General features: G+C 57.8%; 24 protein-coding genes and 1 pseudogene. 20 read left to right on the top strand and 5 right to left on the bottom strand.

Annotated elements, in window-relative coordinates; translation table 11 throughout:
* The first annotated feature begins 55 nt into the window (after window positions 1-55).
* The 3 genes from ACYQ3M_RS05750 to nfi are packed head-to-tail and all read left to right on the top strand — an operon-like array spanning window position 56 to window position 2089.
* Window positions 56-442 carry a diacylglycerol kinase gene (locus tag ACYQ3M_RS05750; protein ID WP_460035109.1) on the top strand — a complete coding sequence of 129 codons (387 nt, stop codon included), beginning with the start codon at window positions 56-58 and terminating at the stop codon, window positions 440-442.
* Window positions 443-456: 14 nt separating this feature from the next.
* Window positions 457-1389, top strand: coding sequence for a carbohydrate kinase family protein (locus ACYQ3M_RS05745; protein WP_460035108.1), 933 nt, complete (start codon window positions 457-459; stop codon window positions 1387-1389).
* A 16-nt stretch (window positions 1390-1405) separates the two neighbouring features.
* Window positions 1406-2089 carry a deoxyribonuclease V gene (gene nfi / locus ACYQ3M_RS05740; RefSeq protein WP_460035107.1) on the top strand — a complete coding sequence of 228 codons (684 nt, stop codon included), beginning with the start codon at window positions 1406-1408 and terminating at the stop codon, window positions 2087-2089.
* Here nfi and ACYQ3M_RS05735 read toward each other — a convergent pair.
* A complete protein-coding gene (locus ACYQ3M_RS05735) occupies window positions 2061-2342 on the bottom strand; it encodes a hypothetical protein (protein WP_460035106.1) in 282 nt (93 codons plus the stop codon). The two genes, nfi and ACYQ3M_RS05735, sit on opposite strands and share 29 nt — an antisense overlap.
* A gap of 141 nt (window positions 2343-2483) precedes the next feature.
* Between ACYQ3M_RS05735 and ACYQ3M_RS05730 the strand changes: the two genes are divergently transcribed.
* The 6 genes from ACYQ3M_RS05730 to fae all read left to right on the top strand — a co-directional run bounded on the left by ACYQ3M_RS05730 (window position 2484) and on the right by fae (window position 7903).
* A complete protein-coding gene (locus ACYQ3M_RS05730) occupies window positions 2484-3488 on the top strand; it encodes a beta-ribofuranosylaminobenzene 5'-phosphate synthase family protein (RefSeq protein WP_460035105.1) in 1005 nt (334 codons plus the stop codon).
* Between the two features lie 6 nt (window positions 3489-3494).
* A complete protein-coding gene (locus tag ACYQ3M_RS05725) occupies window positions 3495-4619 on the top strand; it encodes an ATP-grasp domain-containing protein (protein WP_460035104.1) in 1125 nt (374 codons plus the stop codon).
* Window positions 4595-5563: a methenyltetrahydromethanopterin cyclohydrolase gene (mch, locus tag ACYQ3M_RS05720; protein ID WP_460035103.1), complete on the top strand. Its 969-nt coding sequence runs from the start codon at window positions 4595-4597 to the stop codon at window positions 5561-5563. Before ACYQ3M_RS05725 ends, mch begins: the two co-directional genes overlap by 25 nt.
* Window positions 5560-6453 carry an ATP-grasp domain-containing protein gene (locus ACYQ3M_RS05715; protein ID WP_460035102.1) on the top strand — a complete coding sequence of 298 codons (894 nt, stop codon included), beginning with the start codon at window positions 5560-5562 and terminating at the stop codon, window positions 6451-6453. The genes mch and ACYQ3M_RS05715 overlap by 4 nt, the downstream gene beginning before the upstream one ends.
* Entirely contained in the window at window positions 6450-7304 is an 855-nt protein-coding gene (locus ACYQ3M_RS05710) for a triphosphoribosyl-dephospho-CoA synthase (protein WP_460035101.1), read from the top strand. The genes ACYQ3M_RS05715 and ACYQ3M_RS05710 overlap by 4 nt, the downstream gene beginning before the upstream one ends.
* An 86-nt stretch (window positions 7305-7390) precedes the next feature.
* Window positions 7391-7903: a formaldehyde-activating enzyme gene (gene fae / locus ACYQ3M_RS05705; RefSeq protein WP_460035100.1), complete on the top strand. Its 513-nt coding sequence runs from the start codon at window positions 7391-7393 to the stop codon at window positions 7901-7903.
* Between the two features lie 55 nt (window positions 7904-7958).
* Here fae and ACYQ3M_RS05700 read toward each other — a convergent pair whose 3' ends face one another.
* Window positions 7959-8627 carry a HisA/HisF-related TIM barrel protein gene (locus ACYQ3M_RS05700; RefSeq protein WP_460035099.1) on the bottom strand — a complete coding sequence of 223 codons (669 nt, stop codon included), beginning with the start codon at window positions 8625-8627 and terminating at the stop codon, window positions 7959-7961.
* Window positions 8628-8639: 12 nt separating this feature from the next.
* On the opposite strand from ACYQ3M_RS05700, the gene ACYQ3M_RS05695 reads away from it, so the two are divergent.
* From ACYQ3M_RS05695 to ACYQ3M_RS05680, 4 genes are read left to right on the top strand one after another with little or no spacing between them, the layout of a single operon-like run.
* Window positions 8640-9620 carry an ATP-grasp domain-containing protein gene (locus ACYQ3M_RS05695; RefSeq protein ID WP_460035098.1) on the top strand — a complete coding sequence of 327 codons (981 nt, stop codon included), beginning with the start codon at window positions 8640-8642 and terminating at the stop codon, window positions 9618-9620.
* Window positions 9617-10693: a hydantoinase/oxoprolinase family protein gene (locus tag ACYQ3M_RS05690; RefSeq protein WP_460035097.1), complete on the top strand. Its 1077-nt coding sequence runs from the start codon at window positions 9617-9619 to the stop codon at window positions 10691-10693. The genes ACYQ3M_RS05695 and ACYQ3M_RS05690 overlap by 4 nt, the downstream gene beginning before the upstream one ends.
* A gap of 34 nt (window positions 10694-10727) precedes the next feature.
* Window positions 10728-12122: an aminodeoxychorismate synthase component I gene (pabB, locus tag ACYQ3M_RS05685; RefSeq protein WP_460035096.1), complete on the top strand. Its 1395-nt coding sequence runs from the start codon at window positions 10728-10730 to the stop codon at window positions 12120-12122.
* Entirely contained in the window at window positions 12109-12687 is a 579-nt protein-coding gene (locus ACYQ3M_RS05680; protein ID WP_460035095.1) for an amino acid kinase family protein, read from the top strand. Before pabB ends, ACYQ3M_RS05680 begins: the two co-directional genes overlap by 14 nt.
* Here ACYQ3M_RS05680 and sucD read toward each other — a convergent pair.
* Genes sucD through ACYQ3M_RS05665 form a run of 3 tightly spaced genes read right to left on the bottom strand, consistent with a single transcriptional unit; the run spans window position 12653 to window position 15708 of the window.
* On the bottom strand, window positions 12653-13549 hold the full coding sequence (gene sucD, locus ACYQ3M_RS05675) for a succinate--CoA ligase subunit alpha (protein ID WP_460035094.1): 897 nt from the start codon (window positions 13547-13549) through the stop codon (window positions 12653-12655). The two genes, ACYQ3M_RS05680 and sucD, sit on opposite strands and share 35 nt — an antisense overlap.
* Window positions 13546-14724 (bottom strand): ADP-forming succinate--CoA ligase subunit beta, encoded by a 1179-nt coding sequence (gene sucC / locus ACYQ3M_RS05670; protein ID WP_460035093.1) that lies wholly within the window; start codon window positions 14722-14724, stop codon window positions 13546-13548. The genes sucD and sucC overlap by 4 nt, the downstream gene beginning before the upstream one ends.
* Window positions 14725-14742: 18 nt before the next feature.
* Entirely contained in the window at window positions 14743-15708 is a 966-nt protein-coding gene (locus ACYQ3M_RS05665; RefSeq protein WP_460035092.1) for an HpcH/HpaI aldolase/citrate lyase family protein, read from the bottom strand.
* Between the two features lie 131 nt (window positions 15709-15839).
* Between ACYQ3M_RS05665 and ndk the strand changes: the two genes are divergently transcribed.
* The 7 genes and pseudogenes from ndk to der all read left to right on the top strand — a co-directional run.
* Window positions 15840-16277, top strand: coding sequence for a nucleoside-diphosphate kinase (gene ndk / locus ACYQ3M_RS05660; RefSeq protein ID WP_460035091.1), 438 nt, complete (start codon window positions 15840-15842; stop codon window positions 16275-16277).
* Window positions 16246-17364 (top strand): dual-specificity RNA methyltransferase RlmN, encoded by a 1119-nt coding sequence (gene rlmN, locus ACYQ3M_RS05655; RefSeq protein ID WP_460035090.1) that lies wholly within the window; start codon window positions 16246-16248, stop codon window positions 17362-17364. The genes ndk and rlmN overlap by 32 nt, the downstream gene beginning before the upstream one ends.
* Window positions 17361-18053: a type IV pilus biogenesis/stability protein PilW gene (pilW, locus tag ACYQ3M_RS05650; RefSeq protein WP_460035089.1), complete on the top strand. Its 693-nt coding sequence runs from the start codon at window positions 17361-17363 to the stop codon at window positions 18051-18053. The genes rlmN and pilW overlap by 4 nt, the downstream gene beginning before the upstream one ends.
* Window positions 18054-18066: 13 nt before the next feature.
* Window positions 18067-19347: a histidine--tRNA ligase gene (hisS, locus tag ACYQ3M_RS05645; protein ID WP_460035088.1), complete on the top strand. Its 1281-nt coding sequence runs from the start codon at window positions 18067-18069 to the stop codon at window positions 19345-19347.
* A 10-nt stretch (window positions 19348-19357) separates the two neighbouring features.
* The gene (locus ACYQ3M_RS05640) at window positions 19358-19972 is read left to right on the top strand and encodes a YfgM family protein (RefSeq protein WP_460035087.1); all 615 of its coding nucleotides are present in this window, start codon (window positions 19358-19360) and stop codon (window positions 19970-19972) included.
* Window positions 19965-21200 carry an outer membrane protein assembly factor BamB gene (gene bamB / locus ACYQ3M_RS05635; protein WP_460035086.1) on the top strand — a complete coding sequence of 412 codons (1236 nt, stop codon included), beginning with the start codon at window positions 19965-19967 and terminating at the stop codon, window positions 21198-21200. Before ACYQ3M_RS05640 ends, bamB begins: the two co-directional genes overlap by 8 nt.
* A gap of 16 nt (window positions 21201-21216) precedes the next feature.
* Window positions 21217-22464: pseudogene (gene der / locus ACYQ3M_RS05630) on the top strand (ribosome biogenesis GTPase Der); the annotation flags it as partial.
* Window positions 22465-22487: the final 23 nt, after the last annotated feature.

Here is a 22487-nt window from a genome sequence, read left to right as displayed (position 1 = left end):
GATGCGTTCTGCGGCTAAGCTACAATGAGGCTTGTTTTTACTTTGAGGAGAACGCATGCGCCAGCGGCGAGAAGACCTGAGAAAAAAGCAGCCATTTACGGGCATTCGGCGGCTGATCGCGGCGTTTTGGAACTCGGTGGCGGGGATGCGCGCCTGCTGGCAAAAAGAAGAAGCGTTCCGGCAAGAGATTGCGGTTTTGCTGGTCGCTTTGCCGCTTGGGGGGTGGCTGGGGGAGAATGGGGTAGAACGCGCGCTGCTTATCGGCAGCGCGTTTTTGGTCCCGATCTTTGAGACGCTCAACTCGGCGGTGGAAGCGGTGGTCGACCGCGTCGGTTCGGATTTCCATCCGCTTGCCGGCTACGCCAAAGACATTGCGTCGGCGAGCGTGCTGCTCGCGATCGCCTTGGCTTTGCTGGTGTGGGGGCTCGTTTTGTTGGACTGAAGGGGAAAGCGCAAATGACCGCGTTGATTACCGGCTCTATGGCTTACGACACCATCATGGTGTTCCACGACTATTTCAAAAACCACATCTTGCCGGATCAGGTGCACATCTTAAACGTTTCTTTTTTGGTGTCCGATCTCAGGCGCGAGTTTGGCGGGTGCGCCGGCAACATCGCTTACAACTTGAAGCTCCTCGGCAAGGAGCCGCTCCCTATGGCCACGGTGGGCGAGGATTTTGGCCCGTACCGGGAGCACTTGGCGCGGCTTGGAATCGAGCTGCGCTATCTTAAGGAAATCGAAGGGACCTACACGGCCCAGGCGTATATCACCACCGATTTGGCCGACAATCAGATTACCGCTTTTCATCCTGGGGCGATGAACTACGCCCATCTCAACCGCGTGCCCGAGAACGTCGACATTCGCCTCGGTGTAGTGGCTCCCGACGGGCGCGAGGGCATGCTTTGTCACGCCGAGCAGTTTCACCGGGCGGGGATTCCGTTCATCTTCGACCCAGGGCAAGGAACCCCCATGTTCGACGGCGCCGAACTGATCCGTTTCATCGAGCTGGCGACCTGGGTAATCGTCAACGACTACGAAGCCAAGCTGATCGAGGAAAAAACGCGGCTGAGCCCGGAGCTTATCTCCGAACGTGTGGACGCGGTGGTGGTCACCCAAGGCGCGGCGGGGTCTTTGGTGTACGTCGACCGCCGGCCGCTTAAGATTTTGCCGGCCAAGCCAAAGCGGGTGGTGGATCCGACCGGCTGCGGCGACGCCTATCGTGCCGGGGTGATCTTCGGGCTTTTGGAGGGCTACGATTGGGAGACCATCGGCGCGATCGCCTCGCTCATGGGGGCGATCAAGGTCGAGAACGCCGGAACCCAGAACCACCGCTTCACCATGGAGGAATTCCGGCAGCGGTTTTGGGACAACTTCGGGTATCACTTCTGATGGGCCGCAGGGAACTTTGAACGGCCTTACGCTCCGTCACTGCCATCGCTGGGACGTCTCTCCCAAGGAAGCTGTCGCTATTCAAGAGCGGCTGAGGGCTTTAGTGAGGATCGAGGACGCCTTGCCGCAGATAACGGCCATAGGCGGGGTGGACGTGGGGTTTCCGAGGCAAGGCCGGTACGCTTGCGCCGCGGCGGCGGTTTTGGGATTTCCTGGGTTGCAATTGCAGGCTAAAGCGCAGGCGCAGCTTCCCGTCGGTTTCCCTTACGTTCCCGGGCTGCTGTCTTTCCGCGAGTTGCCGGCTATCCTTGCCGCGCTGGCGCAATTGCCGCGCTTGCCCGAGTTGATCTTGTGCGACGGGCAGGGGATCGCCCATCCGCGGCGATTGGGAATCGCCAGTCACTTGGGGGTCTTATTGGATCACCCAACCGTCGGCGTGGGCAAGACCCGTCTTGTCGGCCACCACGATCCGGTCCCCGACCAGCGCGGCGCCTGGGTGCCGCTGGTCGATCGCGGGGAGACGGTGGGTGCGGTCGTGCGCACTCGCCCTGGGGTCAAGCCCATCTACGTCTCCCCTGGGCACCGAATCAGCCTGACCGGCGCCGTCCACTGGGTGCTGGCGTGCACCACGCGCTTTCGGCTGCCCGAGCCGACCCGCTTGGCCGATCGCCTCAGTCGCAGCGGAAGCGGCGCCAGTTGATGTTCAGCCCCGGTGGATAATAACCGTACCGGTAGCGCGGCGCGTAATAATCTGGACCGGGGAAGCGAAAGCGCCTGTGACCATGGTCGTGCCAGTATCTGGGATAGTAGTGAGGGTGATGAGGGTGCAGGCGAAAATAGCCAGGCGCGGAGTAGATTTGCAACGAGAATCCGGGAGGATGGCTGGCCTGGCCGCTCCGGGCGGCAAAGGCGCCCGCCAGAAACAGGGCGATGAGGACCGTTTTTAAGCGCATATCGACCTCCTTGAAGGCTATGTGAACCAATAGCGTAGCGCTTGTGGCTGAACCTACGCTTTACCGACGCTCCGTTTTCCCTTTGCTTTTGCCAGAATAAATCCGGTAACTTAAAACTTCTTTGGGCGCGAGGGCGTTACGTTGTCTTCGGTAGAATCCGATCTTTCAGCACCTTCTCAGAATCCGGCGGCGCTCTCAAAGAGCGTCAAGGTGCGGGTGCGGGCGCCGGCGCGTCTGCACCTTGGGTTTTTAGACCTTAAGGGGCATCTTGGGCGCCGCTTTGGCAGCGTCGGGGTGGCATTGGAGGGAATCGCAACGGAGATCGAGGTGACAGCCGCCCCGACCTTGACCATCACCGGCCACGCCGGCGCGCGTGTAGCGCAGGTGGCGCGAGGCTTGTTAAGGCGGCTGCAGCTGCCCGAGCAGGTGCGGATCCACGTGCTCGCGCAAATTCCGGCGCACGCCGGGCTCGGTTCCGGCACGCAGTTGGCTTTGGGCTTAGGAGTGGCGCTGGCGCGCTTTTGGGGAAGCCCTTTGGACGTGCGCCAAGTCGCCTGGCTGAGCGGGCGCGGGGAGCGTTCCGGAATCGGCATCGCGGCTTTTGAGGGCGGCGGGTTCATCGTCGATGGAGGGCGGGCGGCGGCGACTTTGACCCCTCCTTGCCTGGCGCGCTTGCCCGTGCCCGAAAACTGGCGTTGGCTGTTGATTTTTGACGAGCGCCTGCAGGGCTTGTCCGGCCAGCGCGAGCGCCAGGCTTTCGCGGCCCTGCCGCCTTTCCCGCGCGCGGCGGCGGCAGAGCTGTGTTATCAGCTCGTAATTCGCGGCCTGCCGGCGGTGGCCGAAGCCCACTACGACGATTTTTGCGCTTTCCTGGCGGCGCTACAGCGGGCCAACGGCGAATACTTTGCCCCCGCTCAGAACGGGCGCTATGCCAGCCGGGCGGTCGCCAGCGCACTCGCCTGGCTGGAGGGCCAAGGGTGGATGGGCTTGGGCCAGAGTTCGTGGGGACCGACCGGGTTTTGCCTGTTGCCGGATCCAAAAACCGCGGCTCAGGTCGAGCAAGAACTGCGCGCGCGTTTTGCCTCGCAGCCTGAATTGCGGTTTATGGTAGTTTCTTCGCGCAATCGCGGCGCTGAGATCGAGTAAGCAAACGTGGAGCGTCCGTTTTTGCTCGTTGCCCATTCGGCGCGGATGCTGGCGCAGTCGCTGGCGCGCGCGGGATGGCCGGCGGTTGCCCTAGATCGGTTCGCGGACTTGGATACCCGCTCAGCGTGCCGGGCTTGGTACCGGGTGCCCGAGCGCGACGGCCGCTTCGACCCGCAGGCGCTGGAGGAAAAGCTTAGCCTGGCGCTTGCCGAATGCCGCCCCCAAGCTTGGGTTTATGGAAGCGGCATGGAGGCTCTGCCGGAGCTCATCGCAAAGTTTTCCGAGCGCTGTCCTTTGTTCGGCAACGGCGCCCAGGTGGTCCGGATCTGCACCGATCCGCGCGCGTTTTTCCCTTGGCTCGACCGCCTGGGGATTCCGTATCCAGAGGTTTCTTGGACTGCGCCTGCGGCCGCCTCGGGTTGGCTGGTCAAGCGCGGCGGCGAAGGGGGCCGCGGCGTGAGCGTCTACCGAGGGGAAAACGGCGACGGCTACTATCAGCGCCGTTTGGCGGGAGCGGTGTACACGCTCGCTTTTCTTGCGGGAATGGGGCAAGTGTGGTGGCACGGATTTAACACGCTCTACCAGGCCGACTATAATACGCGCTTCCCGTTTCTGTTCGCCGGGGCGATCAATCGCGCCGATCTTTCCCGGGAGGTGGCGGGCCAAGTGATCGGCTATGCCCGTAGGCTAAGCCGCGCTTTGGACTTGCGCGGCCTTCACGGTTTGGATTTTATGCTCGATAACGGGGTGCCTAAGGTGTTGGAGCTCAATCCCCGCCCGGGCGCAGCGCTAGGGATCTGGGACACGGCTTGGCCGGAAGGGCTTTTGGCGGCGCAGGTTCGGGTTTGCCGCGGTGAACCGGTGGCGGGATTTCTCCCGGTGCCGGTGAAGGGGTTTAAGATCGTGTTTGCGCCTCAGGCGGTGCAGATTCCGGCGGCTTGGCGCTGGCCGTCCTGGTGCGCCGATCGAACCCCGCCTGAGACAATGGTTCCGGCAGGGGCGCCGGTGTGCAGCGTGAACGCTTCGGGCAGGACCGTGGCGGAAGTGGAAGCGCAGCTTGCAGCGCGGGAAGCTTGGGTCATAAAGCAGCTTTGGAAGGAGAAAAAATGCAACAGACTTGGGTCAGCGTAAACGCGCTTTGCCGACCGTTGGTAGAGTCTTTGGTGCGCGATGCCGCTGCCTTACGGCTGAAGATTTCGCATCTTGGCGGGGTGACTTTGGTGGACGCTGGGATCGAGGCACGGGGGGGATTGGAGGCCGGGCGCCGAATCGCCGAGATTTGCATGGGGGGCTTGGGCACCGTGACCCTGAGCCAGAGCTCGCTTACCCCGGCCTGGCCGCTTCGGGTCAACGTGCACGCGACCGATCCCGTGCTGTCTTGTCTTGGCAGCCAGTACGCCGGCTGGAGCTTGGCGCATGGCCAGGGCAAGGGGGCGTTTTACGCGCTGGGATCGGGGCCGGCCAGAGCGTTGAGCAGAAAAGAGGCCTTGTTTAAGGAGCTTGGCTATCAAGATCGGGCGGAGACAACGGCGCTGGTGATGGAGGTGGACAGGCTGCCGCCTGAAGAATTGCTTTTGCGGATTGCGGCCGACTGCGGTGTTCGCCCAGAGGCCTTGACCGTGATTTTAACCCCCACGCAGAGCCTTGCTGGCGGCCTGCAGGTGGTAGCCCGGGTGCTGGAGGTCGCGATGCATAAGGCGCACGAACTTGGGTTTCCCTTGGAGCGGGTTTTGGACGGTTCAGGCAGCGCGCCGGTTCCGCCGCCGGCGCCCGATTTTATCACCGCGATGGGGCGGACCAACGACGCGATTTTGTTTGCCGGTCAGGTGCATTTGTTCGTCGCCGGGCCTGCGGCGGAGGCAGAAGAATTGGCTAGGCGGCTGCCGAGCTCCACCTCGCGCGACTACGGCAAGCCGTTTGCGCAAGTCTTCAAAGACTATGGCTGCGATTTTTTCAAGATCGATCCCATGCTGTTTAGTCCCGCCCGCGTGATCGTCACCGCTGTGGATTCGGGTGCAAGCTTCCAATTTGGCCGTTTGGACGAGGCGTTGTTGGCGCGTTCGTTTGGCGCATGAAGCGGCGTTACCTTATCGTGAGCGACGACCCCGGCTGGCACGGGGCACGGCTTGAACGAGCTTTGGCGCGGCGAGGCGGTGAGGCGGTTTGCGCTTCTTTGGCGCAAGGGAGACTGGAGGTGGTTCCCGGGCGGTTGCCGGTGGTGTTTCCGGGGTTTGCCGACCGCCTGCCGGCGGGCGTGTTCGTGCGCGGGATCAGCGGCGGCTCTTTGGAACAGCTGATCCTGCGCCTGGACCTGTTGCACGGCCTCGAGGCGTTGGGCGTTAAAGTCTACAATCCGCCGCGCGCCATAGAACTTAGCGTGGACAAGGGCATGACCAGCGTGCTGCTAAACCGCGCGGGGATTCCGACCCCTCCCACTTGGGTGACCCAGGACCTGGCCGAAGCCGCTGCAATCGTTCAGGAAGAGTTGCGGCAAGGGCACTGGGTGGTGAGCAAACCCTTGTTTGGTTCGCAAGGGGAAGGGGTGGAGTTGCATACCCATTTGGATTCGCTACGGGCTTTGGTTCCTGCGGGGGGGGTGTATTATCTTCAGCGCTACGTCGGTCAACAGCCGGCTTGGGATTTTCGGGTGTTTGTGGTGGCTGGACGAGCGGTGGCGGCCATGGTCCGGCGGGGTGGAGCAGACTGGCGCACCAACGTGGCGCAAGGAGGCCGTCCGGAGCCGGCTGCGCTGGACGATTCGTTGATCCGTCTAGCGCAAGATTCGGCGCGGGTGTTGCTTATGGATTACGCGGGGGTGGATATCATGGAAGATGCTCAAGGCCGCCGTTGGGTTATTGAAGTCAACGGCATTCCGGCCTGGAAAGGCCTGCAAAGCGTGTGCGATTTGGACCTCACCCAGATTCTAGTCGACGATTTCCTAAGGCGGTGCGCGCCGGCTGCATGATTCCCCAAGAAGTCTTGCAACAGGCGTATCTTCAAGCTTGCGCCTTGGATGTGGAAAGCTTAAAGCCCGGCAACGTCAGCGTGGATGCGCCTGGCCATGGGATGTGTGCCGAGGATTTCTACCGCAGCGCTGAAGTCAGCGCGCCGTGGGTGTGCGAGCCTAAGCTTTCTTTGGGCGAGCGCATTTATTTGGCGGTCGAGGCGACTTATAAAGCCGTAGGATGCAATACCAACCTCGGCATCGTCCTGCTTGCGGCGCCTTTGCTTAAAGCGGTGCAGGAGTTTAAGGGGGGATCGGTGCGTGCGCAGTTGCGCCAGGTCTTGATCCACGCTACGCAGGAGGATGCGGCTTGGGTGTATCGGGCCATTCGACTTGCCAACCCTGGCGGCTTAGGCCGGGTAGGGTCTCAAGATGTTCGGCAACCGCCGTCGGTAACTTTGCTTGAAGCGATGCGCTTGGCCACAGACTACGACCGGATCGCCTTTAACTATGCTTTTTTCTATCGAGATATTTATGAATTGACGATTCCGCGCTATCATGATGCGACTTTGCGATGGGAGGATGAGCGCCTGGCAACGGTGGCGGTGTTTTTGGGGTTATTGCACCACATTCCCGACACCCATGTCGTTCGCAAGTTCGGCCAGCGCTATACCGGGATGATCCAAGCGCGCGTGGCCGAATTGGCCCAATGCTTGGTTCAAGCTAAGGATTATGGCGAGGTTTTACCGCAGCTTAGGGCGGTGGACGCGGAATTCAAGCAGCTGGGCATTAATCCTGGAACGACCGCGGATTTGACCGTTGCCACGTTGTTGACTGCGCGCTTGGAGAAACTGGTGGGATCGCCGGGGTAAGTGCTCGATGGGGGAGAGCAGGCATGTCATTAATTAGTAAGTTTCTGTCACTATTTTCATCGTCAACCAAAGAGGAAGCAGCAGGAATGGCAAAAATCAACAAGATGCTCATTGGCGAGTCCTTAAAGGGTGAAGGCAACGAGGTAGCGCACATCGATTTGATCATCGGTCCGCGTGGCAGCGCGGCGGAAACCGCGTTTGCCAATTGTCTGACCAACAATAAAACCGGCCATAGCGCGCTGCTTGCGGTGGTGGCCCCGAACTTGATGTGTAAGCCGGCAACAGTGATGTTTAACAAGGTGACCATCAAGAACGCCAGGCAGGCAACGCAGATGTTTGGTCCGGCACAACGGGGTGTGGCTATGGCGGTGACCGATTGCGTTCGGGATGGCACCATCCCGCTGGACGAGGCGGATGATCTATTCATTTGTGTTGGAGTGTTTATTCATTGGCTGGCGCAAGACGACGCCAAAATCCAGGATTACAATTACGAAGCGACTAAAGAAGCGATCAAGAACGCAGTTGCAGGCAAACCTTCGCCGGCCGAAGTGGTGGAGAAAGCCAAAACTGTGCATCACCCGTTTGCGGCTCACGACTAAAAGAAATTGCCTGCGCTAAAAGTCGCCGTTTCAAGTGGGGAAAACGGCGGCTTTTTTATTGCCTATTAAACTGGATCAGGCCGTAATGCAGAGCGCTGGCTACTAAGGCCTGGCGAATGCCAAGCGCTTCTAGCCGAGTTAAGTCGGAAGGAGCGCAAATACCGCCTGCGGCGATCCAATTTATGTTGGGATAGCGCTGTTGGAAGTCGGCTAACCGTGTCCAATCCGGACCGGAACGGCGGCCTACTTTAGCCAAAGTCATCAGGATTATTGACTTAGGCCACCATTCAGGCTCTTCCAACAGCGCTTTAGGTCCCAAAAATCCCTTAGCGTCAAAGTCCAAAGACAAGATCCAGGGGCCTTGAAGCGCTGCAAGCTTGGCTTTCCAGTCCTCACCTAACGATTCGCTGCCAATCACTGGTATAACGTTAGCGCTGGGCGCGATGGGCGGCCAGCCTCGATCGATCCAAAAATGAAGATGCGGAAACGCCTTTTGTAAGCGCGCGATAATTATGCCGTTATCTTTTTGTTCCCCCAAAATCCCATCCAAATCCGCGACATACAACACAGAAAAATAAGCCAAAGTGAAAAAGCGCAAAACCACCTCTAGAGGATCCGCAGTAGGGCACAACGGCGTAGCCAGCGGCCGATAGTTTTGACGTTGACCGCCAATAGCCATGACTGCACGCCCTCCCTTAAGATCTATAACCGGAATTAACTGCATTCGTTTTTAGCAATGACGATCTTGGTAGTCGAATATATTACCGGTGGTGGCTTGGCGACAGAATCTTTGCCTGTGGAACTGTCGCGTGAAGGGGAGGTAATCGTAAACGCCAAGCTTAAGGATCTGGCGAATAGATCGCTGATGCTCCTACGCGACTGGCGTCTACCTGCGCCTGCCGCTTTACCGCAATGTCAAGCAGCGGAGCTGATGCCGGTAAGGGATTTTACGCGCGCTTGGCAGGCGGCTTTGGCTCAGGCAGAGATGGTATGGCTAACCGCACCGGAAACAGGAGGGGTTTTGATGGAGTTGAGCCGCCAAGTGCTTGCTGCGGGAAAAAAATTGCTTGGGGCATCCCCGCAGGCGGTGAGGCTTGCCGGCGATAAGCTAGCCACTTTGGGTACCCTTATGCAAGCTGGGGTGGAATGCGTTCCCGGGTGGCTGATTAAAGATTTTACTGCCCAGGTGCCGCCGCCTTGGGTAGTCAAGCCGCGTGATGGGGTAGGTTGCGAAGGGGCGGCCTTAGTTAAGGATTGGGGAGAGTTAGCGTGTTTTCCGGAAGATTTCTTATTGCAGCCGTGGGTGGCTGGCGAACCCATGAGTCTGAGCGCATTGTTTGCAGGCGGGGAGGCGGTGCTTCTGAGCGTCAACCGACAGGTCGTGCAGAATCGAGAGGGTGGTTTTGCCCTTTTAGGTTGTGAGGTCAACGTTTCGCCGCATCTGGATGGATATTTGCAAGCGCTGTGCCAAAGGATTGCAAGCGCCGTTCCAGGGCTTTGGGGGTACGCCGGAGTGGATTTTATAATGACCGCGACGGGGGCGAGGGTGTTGGAGATCAACCCGCGCTTGACTTTGTCTTATGCCGGGCTTAGCGAAGCGCTAGGGAGATCGGTTGGAGAGTGGATCGTGGATTTGGCCACAGGCAAAGCCTCGCTCTCAGAAATTGCGAGCTGCCGCAAGCAACTTGTTAGTCAGACTGTTTGGGTAAGCGCATGAGTTTTCAGGTAGGTTGGGATTTAGGCGGAGCGCATCTAAAAGCGGCTTTAGCCCAGAATGGAAAAATCAAAAAAGTCTGGCAGGTAAGCTGCCCGCTCTGGCGGGGGTTGAGTCATTTCGATCAAGCACTAGAAGTGGTTTTGGCGGGTTTACCAGAGGACTGCGTCCATGGGCTGACCATGACGGGGGAGATGGTCGATTGGTTTGACAATCGCCAGCAGGGAGTGGAGTCCTTGTTGAGCGCTTTCTCGAAGAGGGTTGAAACGAGCCGGGTTTTTTTATTCGCCAACGAAAATTTTATACCGTTATCATTTTTTCTCAAAAACCCAATAACAAAAGAAATAGCCTCAAATAACTGGAAAACAACCGCAACGTACCTTTCCCAAAAAAACCCCAACCACCCGATCCTATGCCTAGACATCGGCAGCACCACCTGCGACCTAATCCCAATCTATCGAGGAAAATCAAACCACCGAGGAAACGACGACCATTCCCGACTCCGCCACGGTGAACTGATATATACCGGCGTCGTTAGGACCCCGTTAATGGCATTAGCGCAAACCGCACCATTCAACGGCGAATGGTTACCTTTGATAGCCGAACACTTTGCCACCACTGCAGATGTTTACCGGATCCTAAACTTACTTCCAAGCTACGCCGATCAAGCGGAAACAGCCGACGGCAGACCTAAAACCCAAGCCGCCAGCATGCAACGCTTAGCACGCACCATCGGCCTCGATCGGGAAGCAGCCCCAGACAACGCTTGGCGGGAACTTGCAAGATACTTCCACGAAACCCAACTCCAACTTCTCACCCGAGCTTGCCTGCGCCAGCTATCCCGCGGCCTTTCGGCCAAAACGATCCTGATCGGTGCCGGCGTAGGCAGATTCCTGGCCAAAACTATCGCCCAGCGTTTAAGCCTACAATACTGGGACATCTCGGAGTATTTCGACTGCGACCTAGATCCTCAAGAAGAGGGGTTTTCCGTTGCTGACTGCGCCCCAGCCGCGGCCTTAGCCTGCCTGCTTGCATCCCATTTGGGGAGTGGACACATTCCTGTTAAGATTCTTTGAAAACCATTGCCGCTTAAACCAAGCCGAACTCCCCATGAAGCCGGGTTTCTTAATTGCAGAGCTTCCTTACCGGCAAGACAGCAGCGTTTTGTTTTCCCCTTGGGCGGGCGAACCTTGGGCGATGTTCCTAGATAGTTGTTTCCCGCAAGACCAGAAAGGCCGCTATGACTTCATCGTCGCCCGTCCATCGATCACCTTACTTACCCGAGGCAACCTGACCGAGATCCGAGACGCCTACGGCATTCGATTGTCTCCGGAGGACCCATTTGAGCTGCTTAAAAAGTGCCTTGGCGAGCCTTTACCAACCCCTTACGGGTTTCCCTTTTGTGGCGGGGCGGTTGGTTACTTTGCTTACGATCTAGCACGGCGCTTGGAAAAGCTACCGCGGATAGCTGAAGACACCGGGGCTGTCCCCGACATGGCGATCGGAATCTACGACTGGGCGGTGGTGATCGACCATTTTCAAAAGCAAGCTTTTTTAGTAGCGCGTTCCACGCCGCAGGTGCGTAGGCTATGGTCAAAGCTTTTGCGCAATTTGCGCCGGGGTGAGCCAAGAATCGGCAGCGGCTTCTATTTGCATACTCCGATTCAACCCGCCTTAAGCTTTAACGCCTATGCCAAAGCATTTTCTCGCGTGCAACGTTACATCCGCGAGGGCGATTGTTACCAAGTTAACCTCGCACAGCGTTTTGAGTCCCAGGCTTCCGGCGACCCGTGGGCAGTGTATCTGAGCCTAAGGCGAGAGAATCCGGCGCCTTTCAGCGGGTTTTTGCGGTTGCCGCAACTTTGCGTGCTCAGCTCTTCCCCCGAGCGCTTTCTTAGAGTGCAGCAGGGGAGGGTAGAGACCAAACCGATTAAAGGTACTCGTCCTAGGCGCTTGAACCCGGAGGAAGATTTATTTCAGATCGAAGATCTGTTAAGCAACGCTAAAGATCGCGCCGAGAATCTGATGATCGTCGATTTGTTGCGCAACGATCTGAGCAAAACCTGCAAGCTGGGTTCTGTCCGAGTTCCAGAACTGTTTCGGGTAGAAAGCTTTGCCACGGTTCATCACTTGGTCAGTACAGTCGTCGGTGAGCTCAAAGAGTCGCAACATAGCCTAGATTTGCTGCGCGGCTGCTTTCCTGGAGGATCCATTACCGGGGCGCCCAAGATTCGGGCCATGGAGATCATCGAGGAACTGGAGCCGACTCGACGCGGCGTCTACTGCGGGGCGATTGGCTATATCGGTTTCGATGGCAACATGGATACTAACATCGCCATCCGCACTTTGGTGTACTCTCCTAAAGACCGCCGCATTCGCTTCTGGGCCGGCGGTGGGATCGTCGCCGACTCCGACCTTAAAGCCGAATACCAAGAAGTTTTAGACAAAGCGGCGGCCTTGGTTCGAGTGCTTTCGCAATTTCGCATTTCCCATGTGGGTGGTTAAGCTCGGCGGAAGCCTCATGGAGGACCCAAGCCTTAAAGAGTGGCTCTTTGTCTTAGCCGAATACGGCGCAGGCAGGGTGGTGATCGTGCCGGGCGGTGGGCGCTTCAAGGACCTGATCCACAAACTGCAAAAGCGCTGGCGAATCGACGACCGTATCGCTCACTGCATGGCTATCCTAGCCATGCGCCAAACCGGTCTATTGTTTCTTGGCTTGGAGGCGCGTCTGGAACTGGCGAGAACCGAACAAATCGCGGGAGTCTTAAACCGAGGCAAAACCGCGGTATGGCTGCCGGAGGTAGCCGAGTTGGATCGCGCCAAAGTGCCATCGAATTGGGCGGTGACTTCAGACAGCCTAGCCGCTTGGCTGGCGGGAAGGCTTTGCGCCCATTCCCTCGTGTTGGTAAAATCCAAAGCGCCAGAAAGCTGCGATCCGGTCGAGCTTAAAAACCGCGGGATCGTCGACGAAGCGTTTCTCGATTGGTTGCCTCAAGTCGAGTTCAGCTGCTTATCTAAAAACGATTGGGCGCAGTTCAGCCAGAAACTGCAGATCCTAGGCGCTCCTTGAGCGCCCTTAAAACCGTTTCGCCGATCCGGGCGGGATTTCTGACCACGTATACCCCAAGCTCCTCCATCGCGTCCATCTTGGCTTTGGCGGTGTCTTCCTCACCTTCGATGATCGCCCCAGCATGCCCCATGCGCCGCCCCGGTGGAGCCGAGGCCCCCGCCACAAAACCGATGAGCGGCTTTTGCATATTTTCTTTGGCCCAGCGGGCAGCGGCGACTTCTTGCGGCCCGCCGATTTCGCCGATCATGACGATCGCATCGGTGTCCGGATCTTGCTCGAAGGCTTTGAGCACAGTCACAAAGTCGGTGCCGTTGACCGGATCCCCACCGATGCCAACTGCGGTGGATTGACCCAAACCCAGTTTGCCCAATTGTTCGACGGCCTCGTAATTCAGCGTCCCGGACCGCGACACTACCCCAATTCTTCCTGGACGGTAAATTCCAGCAGGCATGATCCCCACCTTGCACTCTCCAGGAGTGATGATTCCAGGCGTGTTTGGCCCAAGCACCAGACAGTCGCGTCCGAGCCGGTAGCGCTGCACTCGAATCATGTCTTGCACCGGGATGCCATCGGCAATCACCACGATTACCCGGATCCCGGCTTCGATCGCTTCCATGATGGCGTCGGCAGCAAACGCTGGGGGCACAAAAATCCCAGAGACATCGGCGCCCGTCTCTGAAACCGCTTCAGCAACTGTATCGAACACCGGCAATCCAAGGTGCTTACTTCCTCCCTTGCCCGGGGTGACGCCGCCGACCACTTGAGTGCCGTACCGAATCGCCTCACTGGCGTGAAACGTAGCGTGTTGGCCGGTAAATCCCTGGATGATCACCCGCGAATGGCGGTTGACAAAAATACTCATACGTTCCTCCCATGAGCGATGGCGACGGCTTTAGCCGCCGCATCGTCCAGATTGCTCGCTTTTACGAAAGCAAGACCCGAGTCGGTCAAAATCCTTAGCCCCTCCTCTACATTCGTTCCTGCAAGGCGCACGACGCAGGGCTTGTCGATGCGCAAGCTGGTGTAAGCCTGGACTAGACCGGTAGCGATCCAATCGCAGCGGTTGATGCCGGCAAAGATATTGACCAACAAGGTCTTGACGTTCTGGTCCTGAATCACGATCCGACAAGCGTTTTGCACTTTCTCCGGCGAGGCCCCGCCCCCGATATCCAGGAAATTCGCCGGCCAACCGCCATGAAACACGATGGCGTCCATGGTCGCCATGGCCAGGCCGGCGCCGTTGACGATGCAGCCGATATCGCCGTCTAAAGCGATGTAGTTGAGCCCGTGACCTAAGGCTTCCACCTCCCGCGGGTCTTCCTCTTCCAAATCGCGCAGCTCGTTGATTTCCGGATGTCGGAAAAGGGCGTTGGGGTCGAAATTGAATTTGGCGTCCAAACAAACCAGCTTTGGCTCGCTGCCGACGATGCCTAGAGGATTGATCTCCACCTGGAGGGCATCCTTGTCACGAAACAGGCGATAGATGCGCTGCATGAGGCGCACCGCCTGCGCCATTAGATGTTTGTCGCGCAGGCCAATGGCGGCGGCGACCTTACGGCATTGAAAATCGCGCAGACCGATGGCCGGGTCGATCGCCTCCCGCACGATTTTCTCCGGACTCCTGGCCGCCACTTCCTCGATCTCTACCCCTCCTTCCGCGGAAGCCACGATGGTGATGCGTTGGCTGCGCCGGTCGATGACCAACCCAAGGTACAATTCCCGTTGCGGACTAACCGCTTCTTCCACCAATACGCGCCGGACCACTTTGCCTTTGGGCCCGGTTTGAGGAGTCACCAAAGTTTTGCCGATCATTTCGTCGGCTATCTTGCGGACTTCCTCCAAGGATTGGGCGAGTTTAACGCCGCCGGCCTTGCCTCGCCCGCCGGTATGGATTTGCGCTTTTACTACCCATCCGTCCCCGCCGATCTGTTCGGCCACTGCCTGCGCTTGGCGATCGGAATAGGCGACGTTCCCGGCTGGAACGGGGACACCGTAAGAACGAAGCAGCTCCTTGGCCTGATATTCGTGAATGTTCACCGCTTTGCTCTCCTGGATTTAAGATTTTCCGCGATCGATCTGTTCGACCTTAGCGATTAGATTTTGGGCCAGCCGAATTGAAGCCGCATCGATTAGGCGCCCGTCCAACGCCACAGCCCCTTTGCCTTCGCGGGCGGCTTGTTGCATCGCTTCCAAGATCCTCCGAGCGCGCTCGACTTCGGCCGCCGAAGGGGTAAAAACCTCATTGGCTAAGGGAACTTGGGAAGGATGGATGGCCCATTTGCCTTCGCAGCCCAGCGCCGCCGCCCGCCGGGCGGCCGCCAAATAGCCTGCGGTATCGTGGATGTCGCCGAAGGGTCCGTCGATAGGACGCAGGCCGTTGGCCCGACAGGCGACTACCATCCGCGCCAAAGCGTAATGCCAAGGGTCGCTGAAATGGCGCAGCCTGCTGCCGTCCTCAAGAGGATCGGACAGCACCGCATAATCTGGGTTGATGCCGCCGATATTGGTCGTCCTCGCTTGAATTGAGGCAGCGTAATCGGCTACGCCAAAGACTAAGGCCTCTAAGCGTTCGGGGCAGGCGCGAGCGATTTCACGCACATTGTCCATGCCGGCGGCGGTCTCGATTAGGGCGTACAGATTGATCGGTTTGAGTCCTTTGGCCTGTTCGATCTGAGACAGCAAGGTCGCGACGAAATTGATGTCTTCTGGACGGTTGACTTTAGGAATCAAGATCGCATCGAGCTTTCTGCCGGCCTGTTCCACCACGTCGATCACATCGCGGTAGCAGTAGGGCGTATCCAACCCGTTAATGCGGACGGTCACCGAACATCGGGACCAATCTAAAGTGTTGAGCGCTTCGATGACGTTGCGTCGCGCTTGTTCTTTGTCTTCGGGAGCGACTGCGTCTTCCAGATCGAGGAAAACAACATCCGCACCCGCGTTTGGCGCCTTGGCCAGCATTCTCGGATTGCTGCCCGGAACGGCAAGTTCGCTGCGATGGAGGCGGGTTTTGACAGCCATATTCGTGCATTATTTCAAAAACATTATTATACGATGGAATCGTCTAACACCCAGGGTATCTGGCAACGTTAGGATGAACATCTATTTTTCGGTTAGAATTTTCAACTTTATCGAACGAATAAGGGGAATTCATGGCGATAGAACGCACTTTGTCCATTCTCAAACCGGATGCTGTGGCCAAAAACGTCGTCGGTGAGATCTTAAGCCGGTTCGAACGCGCAGGGTTGGCGATCGCGGCCATGAAAATGCTGCAGCTGAGCAAGGAACAGGCCGAAGGTTTTTATGCAGTTCACAAAGATAAACCCTTTTTTAGGGACTTGGTCAAATACATGACTTCCGGTCCGGTCGTGGTTCAAGTTTTAGAAGGCGAGGATGCCATCGCCAAGAACCGTGAGATCATGGGCGCGACCGACCCGAAGAAGGCCGCCCCGGGCACGATCCGTGCGGATTTTGGCACCAGCATAGAAGCCAATGCAGTCCACGGCTCCGATGGGCCAGAAAGCGCAGCTTTTGAGATTGCCTTTTTCTTTAAAGAAGATGAGATCTATCCCCGTTTTGGCAGAATCTGAGCCAACCCGCGTCGACTTGCTCGGCCTGAGCCGCAGTAAACTAGAGGAATTTTTCGCCCGCATGGGGGAAAAGCCTTTCCGGGCGCGCCAGGTGCTCAAGTGGGTTCACGGCCGCGGGGTCACCGAATTTGAGGCCATGACCGACCTCGGCAAGGCTTTACGCGCTCGCCTCGGCGAGATTTTCAACCTGACCCTGCCTTGTGTCGTCGGGCGCCAGGAATCTCGCGACGGCACCGTGAAATGGCTGATGGCGCTTGCAGACGGCAACTGCATCGAAACGGTGTTCATCCCGGAAGAGCGGCGTGGCACTTTGTGCGTCTCGAGCCAGGTGGGCTGTGCGCTTGGATGTGCGTTCTGCGCCACCGCCCGGCAAGGGTTCAGCCGGAACTTGAGCGCGGCCGAAATCATCGGCCAGGTGTGGTATGCCTTCCGCCAACTCGATTGCCGGATCACCAACGTGGTGCTGATGGGGATGGGCGAGCCGTTGCTCAATTTCGATGCAGTCGTCGACGCCGCTGAGCTGATGATGGACGATCTGGCGTATGGCCTTGCTAAGCGCCGGGTGACTGTCAGCACCGCGGGACTGGCGCCGGCCATCGAGCGCCTTGCTGAAATCTCCGACGTCAGCCTTGCCGTTTCCCTGCACGCCACCACCGACGAGCTGCGCGACCTTCTGGTGCCGATCAACCGCAAATATCCCCTGCAACGACTGCTTGCGGCGTGCCGGCGGTTCGCCGGTTCGGAAAGGCAAAAGGGGCGCAAGATCACTTTCGAGTACGTCATGCTTCAGGGGGTGAACGATGCGGATGCCGACGCCAAGCGTCTGGCAAAGCTGCTCAGCCAGGTTCCTGCCAAGATCAACCTGATTCCTTTCAATCCTTTTCCGGGCGCCCCTTTCCGGTGCTCGCCGCCTGAGACAATCCTGCGCTTTCAATCGATCTTGGCAGACTCGGGCTTTCTTACCACGGTACGCCGTACCCGCGGGGAAGACATTGCGGCGGCGTGCGGGCAATTGGTGGGGAAGGTGGCCGCGCGTTCTCGTAGGGGCGACGCGCCACGTCGCCCTTACTCTTTGGAGGTCTTGTGAGACACTTTTGGGTTGTAGGGATCGCCTGGATCGTGGCGGCTTGCGTCGGCAGCGCGGCGAACTCGCGGCAGAAATTGTCTTTGACTTACGCCGAAAAGGGAGCCGCGTATCTAGCCGAAGGCAATCTGGAAGTTGCAGCGCAAGATCTTAACAAAAGCTTAGAGCTTGATCCGAACAACGCCGCCGCGCACAGTACTCTGGCTTTGCTGTACGAGCGGCTCGGGGATCAAGAAAAAGCCTTAGCGCATCACCAGGCTGCGGTTAAGCTTTTGCCTTCGGACCCGGGGATAGTCGGCAACTTTGGCCGTTTCTTATGCCATCAAGGGCGTTTTCAAGAGGGCCTTGAGTTTCTCAAGCGCGCTTTGCGCGACCGACTCTACGTTAAACGCTGGATTCCGCTCACCAATGCGGGAGAGTGCGCGCTCAAAGCAGGCAAGCTCGAAGAGGCCGAAGAGTATCTGCGCGAGGCTTTATCAAGCTCCGAGAACGCCCTTGCGCTTAGCGGTTTGGTGAAGCTGTACTTCCTCAAGCAAGACTACCTCAAAGCGCGGGCTTTTTTGCAGCGTTACGAGGCTCTGGGCGCGCCCGAACGAGAGATGCTCGAATTGGGGGAAAAGATCGAATCGGCTCTAGGCGATCGGCAAGCGGCCGATTCGTATCGCCGACGTTTGGCTGAGCTCGGTAACTAAAGGCGTCACGGATATGAGCTACAAACTCCAAGCGGTGCGCGGCATGCACGACCTGTTGCCAGGAGAGACCTGCCGCTGGCGCCAAGTGGAATCTCTGCTGATCCAGGTGCTTGAGACTTACGGGTATCAAGAAATCCGCTTGCCTTTGGTGGAAAAGACCGAGCTGTTCAAGCGTTCCATCGGCGAGGTCACCGACATCGTAGAGAAGGAAATGTACACTTTCATCGACAAAAGCGGCGAGTCCTTGACCTTACGCCCGGAGGGGACGGCCGGGTGCGTGCGCGCTTTGATCGAACACGGCTTGCTTCGCACCCCAGGGCAAAAGCTCTGGTATCAAGGGCCTATGTTCCGCCACGAGCGCCCCCAGAAGGGAAGATATCGTCAGTTCCATCAGCTAGGGGTTGAGGTCTTTGGCGTGCCTGGGCCAGATGCGGACGTCGAACTGATTGCAATCGGCTGGCGCTGGTTCAGGCGGCTTGGAATCGAGAAAAAACTCGAGCTGCAGCTCAATTGCCTTGGGAGTTTGGGCGAGCGGAGGAATTTTCGGGAGGATCTGGTCGCTTATTTTAGCGGCCATTTAGACGCGTTGGACGAAGACAGCTTAAGGCGCCTGAAGACCAACCCGCTTAGGATCTTGGACAGCAAAAATCCGGCGATGCAGGATCTTATCGAAGGGGCTCCGCGTCTTTTGGATTATTTGGGAGAGGCTTCGCGCAGCCATTTTCAGGGTTTGCTCGACCAACTCTCCGCTTTAGGCATCCCATACACCATCAACCCCCGCTTGGTTCGCGGGCTAGATTATTATTCGCTGACCGTGTTTGAATGGGTTGTGCCTTCGGAAGTGATCGCTCAGGGCACCGTTTGTGCCGGTGGCCGCTACGATACGCTGGTAGAGCAATTGGGCGGCCCACCGACTCCGGCGGCTGGATTCGCGTTGGGAATGGAGCGGCTTTTGGCGTTGCTTGCCGATTCCAAGACTCCCGTTCAGGCGCCTCATCTTTATTTGATTCGGGTCGGAGAACAAGCCCAGGAGGAGGGACTTAAGCTTTCCGAATGGCTGCGCGATGTTTTTCCTGATCTGCGCCTGGTCCTGCATTTAGGTGGCGGGACTTTTAAAGCCCAGTTCAAAAGAGCGGATCGATCGGGAGCGCAATACGCTTTGATTTTAGGCGAGGACGAAGTGACAAAGGGGTATGTGAGTATCAAAGCGCTGCGCGATTCTCAGCCGCAACGCGCTCTCTCGCGCGATGAACTGCTTGTTTTCCTCAATCAGCTTTGCAAACAACCAAATTAAAGGGGAGGGTATGGCCGCTCACGTTTACGAACAAGAACAGATCGAGGCGTTGAAGCGCTGGTGGAAAGAAAACGGCACCTCGGTGGTGGCCGGAGTCGTTCTTGGGATTGCAGGAATTTTTGCCTGGAACGCTTGGAATGAATATCAAGCCCAATGCCTGGAACAGGCGGCGGCAGTTTATGCGCAGCTTAAAAACGCTGCCCTCAACAACCAGTACGAGTTGGCTGAAGGTCTTGCCAAACGCTTGGATACCGATTTTGCCTCCAAAGCTTATGCAGATTTTGCTCGGCTGCATATGGCCAAGGTCGCCGCGGAACAAAAGCGCTTGGAAGCCGCCAAAGTTTGGTTGGAAACGATCTTGAACACTTCCAAAGACGAAGACTTACGCCATATCGCTAGGCTCCGCCTCGCCCGAGTACTGCTCGATGGGGGCCAGCCGGAAGCGGGGGTGGCGCTTCTGCTCGCCGATCCTGGGGAGTTCGCCGGCGAGTACGAAGAGGTCAAAGGCGACCTGTACCTTGCCTGGGGAAAGGTACAAGAGGCTAAAGAGGCTTATCGCAAAGCGATCGCCTTAGGGAGGAATCATCCCTATCTTAAGATGAAATTGAACGATTTAAATGCATAAATGCAAGGGAGTAGGGCGACGCGCCGCGTCGCCCCTACAAAGCGCCACCCCGTTCGTTTTAGCGCTGGCCTTCTTTTTAGGCGGCTGTCAATCCATGGGAGCGGCGTTTAGCAACGCCATCTCCTCGAGCCTCGATTGGATCACAGGCAGCGAAAGCGCGGAAAAGCCCAAACCATTAACTCCTATTCAGCCGGAAATCAAGATCGTTCCTCTTTGGGACGAAAAGATAGGGCAAGGCGATGGCGGCAAATTATTGGCCCTGACGGTGGCTTCCGCGGGAGGAGCCGTTTTTGCGGCGGACCACCGCGGGCGAGTGGTTGCCTTGCGTCTGCAGGACGGTCAGCGCCTTTTTGAGGTTGAAACCGGTCGCCCTCTAGCCGCAGGACCTGCGCTTGGGGATGGTGCCGTGCTTTTAGGTACTCAAGAAGGCGAGGTCCTCGCCTTGGCGCAAAGTTCGGGTAAAACTCTGTGGACTGCGCAGGTTTCCAGCGAAGTCTTGGCGCCGCCGGCGGTCGATCAGGGCGTAGTCGTCGTCCATTCGGGCGATGAGACGGTATTTGCGTTCTCGGTGACCCAAGGTAAGTTGATTTGGAGTTTTGGCCAGCACAGCGTGCCCTTGTCTCTGCGAGGGGTAAGTCCACCTACCATCCTCGGAAACAAGGTACTTATAGGCTTTGGAGGAGGACGGATGGCTTGGCTCAACCTTGCCGACGGCAAGGTAATTTGGGAAAAGCCGCTTGTGGGATTGACTGGGACGTCGGAATTGGAGCAGGTGGTAGACATTGACTCAAGACCTGCGGTCAATAACGAGGCGTTCTACGTCACGGCAAACTACGGTGGAGTAATTGCTGCCGGCTTAAGTGAAGGCGATGTTCTTTGGCGCAATGAAAGGATCATCGCGCATCTCAATCCGGCGGTCGCTTCCCGACGCGTGTTTGTAACCGACTCTGAGTCCAATCTCTGGGGACTGGACAAGACTACGGGGCGCGCCTATTGGAAGCAAACCGAGCTCCACCTCCGCCAGGCCACGGCTCCAGTGCCTTATGGCCCATGGTTGGTCGTAGGCGACTATCAAGGTTATGTCCATTTCCTCGCCCAAGAAGACGGCCGTATTGTCGGGCGTCATCGGGTTGCAAAGTCTCCGATCCGTGCCGAGCCCCAAGTCGCCGGAGACGTTTTACTGGTGCTTGCCAGCGACGGCACTTTAAGCGCGTTGAAAATTGAATAAATTGAATACGAAATCCTTGCCTGTGGTTGCTTTGGTGGGGCGCCCCAACGTGGGCAAGTCCACCTTATTCAATCGTCTGACCTGCACGCGAGACGCCCTGGTCGCCGATTATCTAGGGCTGACCCGCGACCGCCAATACGGACGCTGTCGGGTTACGGACCGCCAATTTTGGCTGGTCGATACTCCAGGAGTTCCGAGTTCACCGGCAGGGAAAGGGGGGTTGGACGATGCCGTTTTGCGCCAAGTTCAAGTGGCTCTTAAAGAGGCGGATTTGGTGCTGTTTCTGGTCGACGCCCGAGAAGGATTGACCGCCGCCGACGAAGAGATTGCCGCCCAAGTGCGCCGGAATGCCAAGCCGGTGATCTTGGTTATCAATAAGATCGACGGCCGGGATGCGAACTCGAGCCTTGCTGAGTTCGCGCGCCTTGGGTTTGGCGAAACGGTAAGCATTTCCGCGGCCCACGGCTTGAGAGTGGCGTCTTTGATCGAAAAGATTCTGGCTGAGCTGCCGCAAGCCGGTGAGCTCGAAGAGGGCGAAGATTGGGAAGAGGACCGAATCCGGGTCGCCGTCGCTGGGCGGCCCAATGTGGGTAAATCCACCCTGATCAACCGCCTTTTGGGAGAAGAGCGCGTAGTCGTTGCGGACGTTCCCGGCACGACCCGCGACACGATCGCCGTGCCGTTCGAGCGCGGAGGACTGAACTTCCTGCTCCTGGATACCGCCGGCATTCGGCGAAGAAGCCGGGTTGAGGAAAAGATAGAGAAATTCAGCGTGATTAAGGCCATCCAGGCGATTGAACAGGCTCACGTGGTGATCTTTCTGATCGACGCCAAGGAAGGGGTAGTTACCCAAGACGCACGGCTTCTCGGTCTAATTTTGGAAGCAGGCAAGGCGGTAGTGTTGGGTCTCAACAAGTGGGACGGCTTAAGCTCTGAACAAAAACGCCGTTGTTTTTTCCAGTTGGAGACGGATCTAAGGCATGTCGATTTTGCCGAGAAGGTTCCCCTTTCGGCTTTACATGGAACGGGGGTGGGTAATTTGTTTGATCGAGTGGTGGAAGCGTATGAACACGCCGGGGTCGAAATACCCACGGCTTATTTGACTAAAGTTTTGCACCAGGCGATAGAACGCAATCCGCCGCCTATGACGCGCGGGCGTAAAATCCGTCTTAAGTTCGCTCATCAAGGCGGGAAATATCCTCCGAAGCTCGTGATCCATGGCAATCGAACCGAAGATATTCCGCTTTCTTACCGCCGGTTTCTGCTGCACTATTTCCAAAATGCCTT

This window comes from Methylothermus subterraneus, from assembly GCF_054656915.1.
This window is presented reverse-complemented; position numbering and strand designations above follow the sequence as displayed.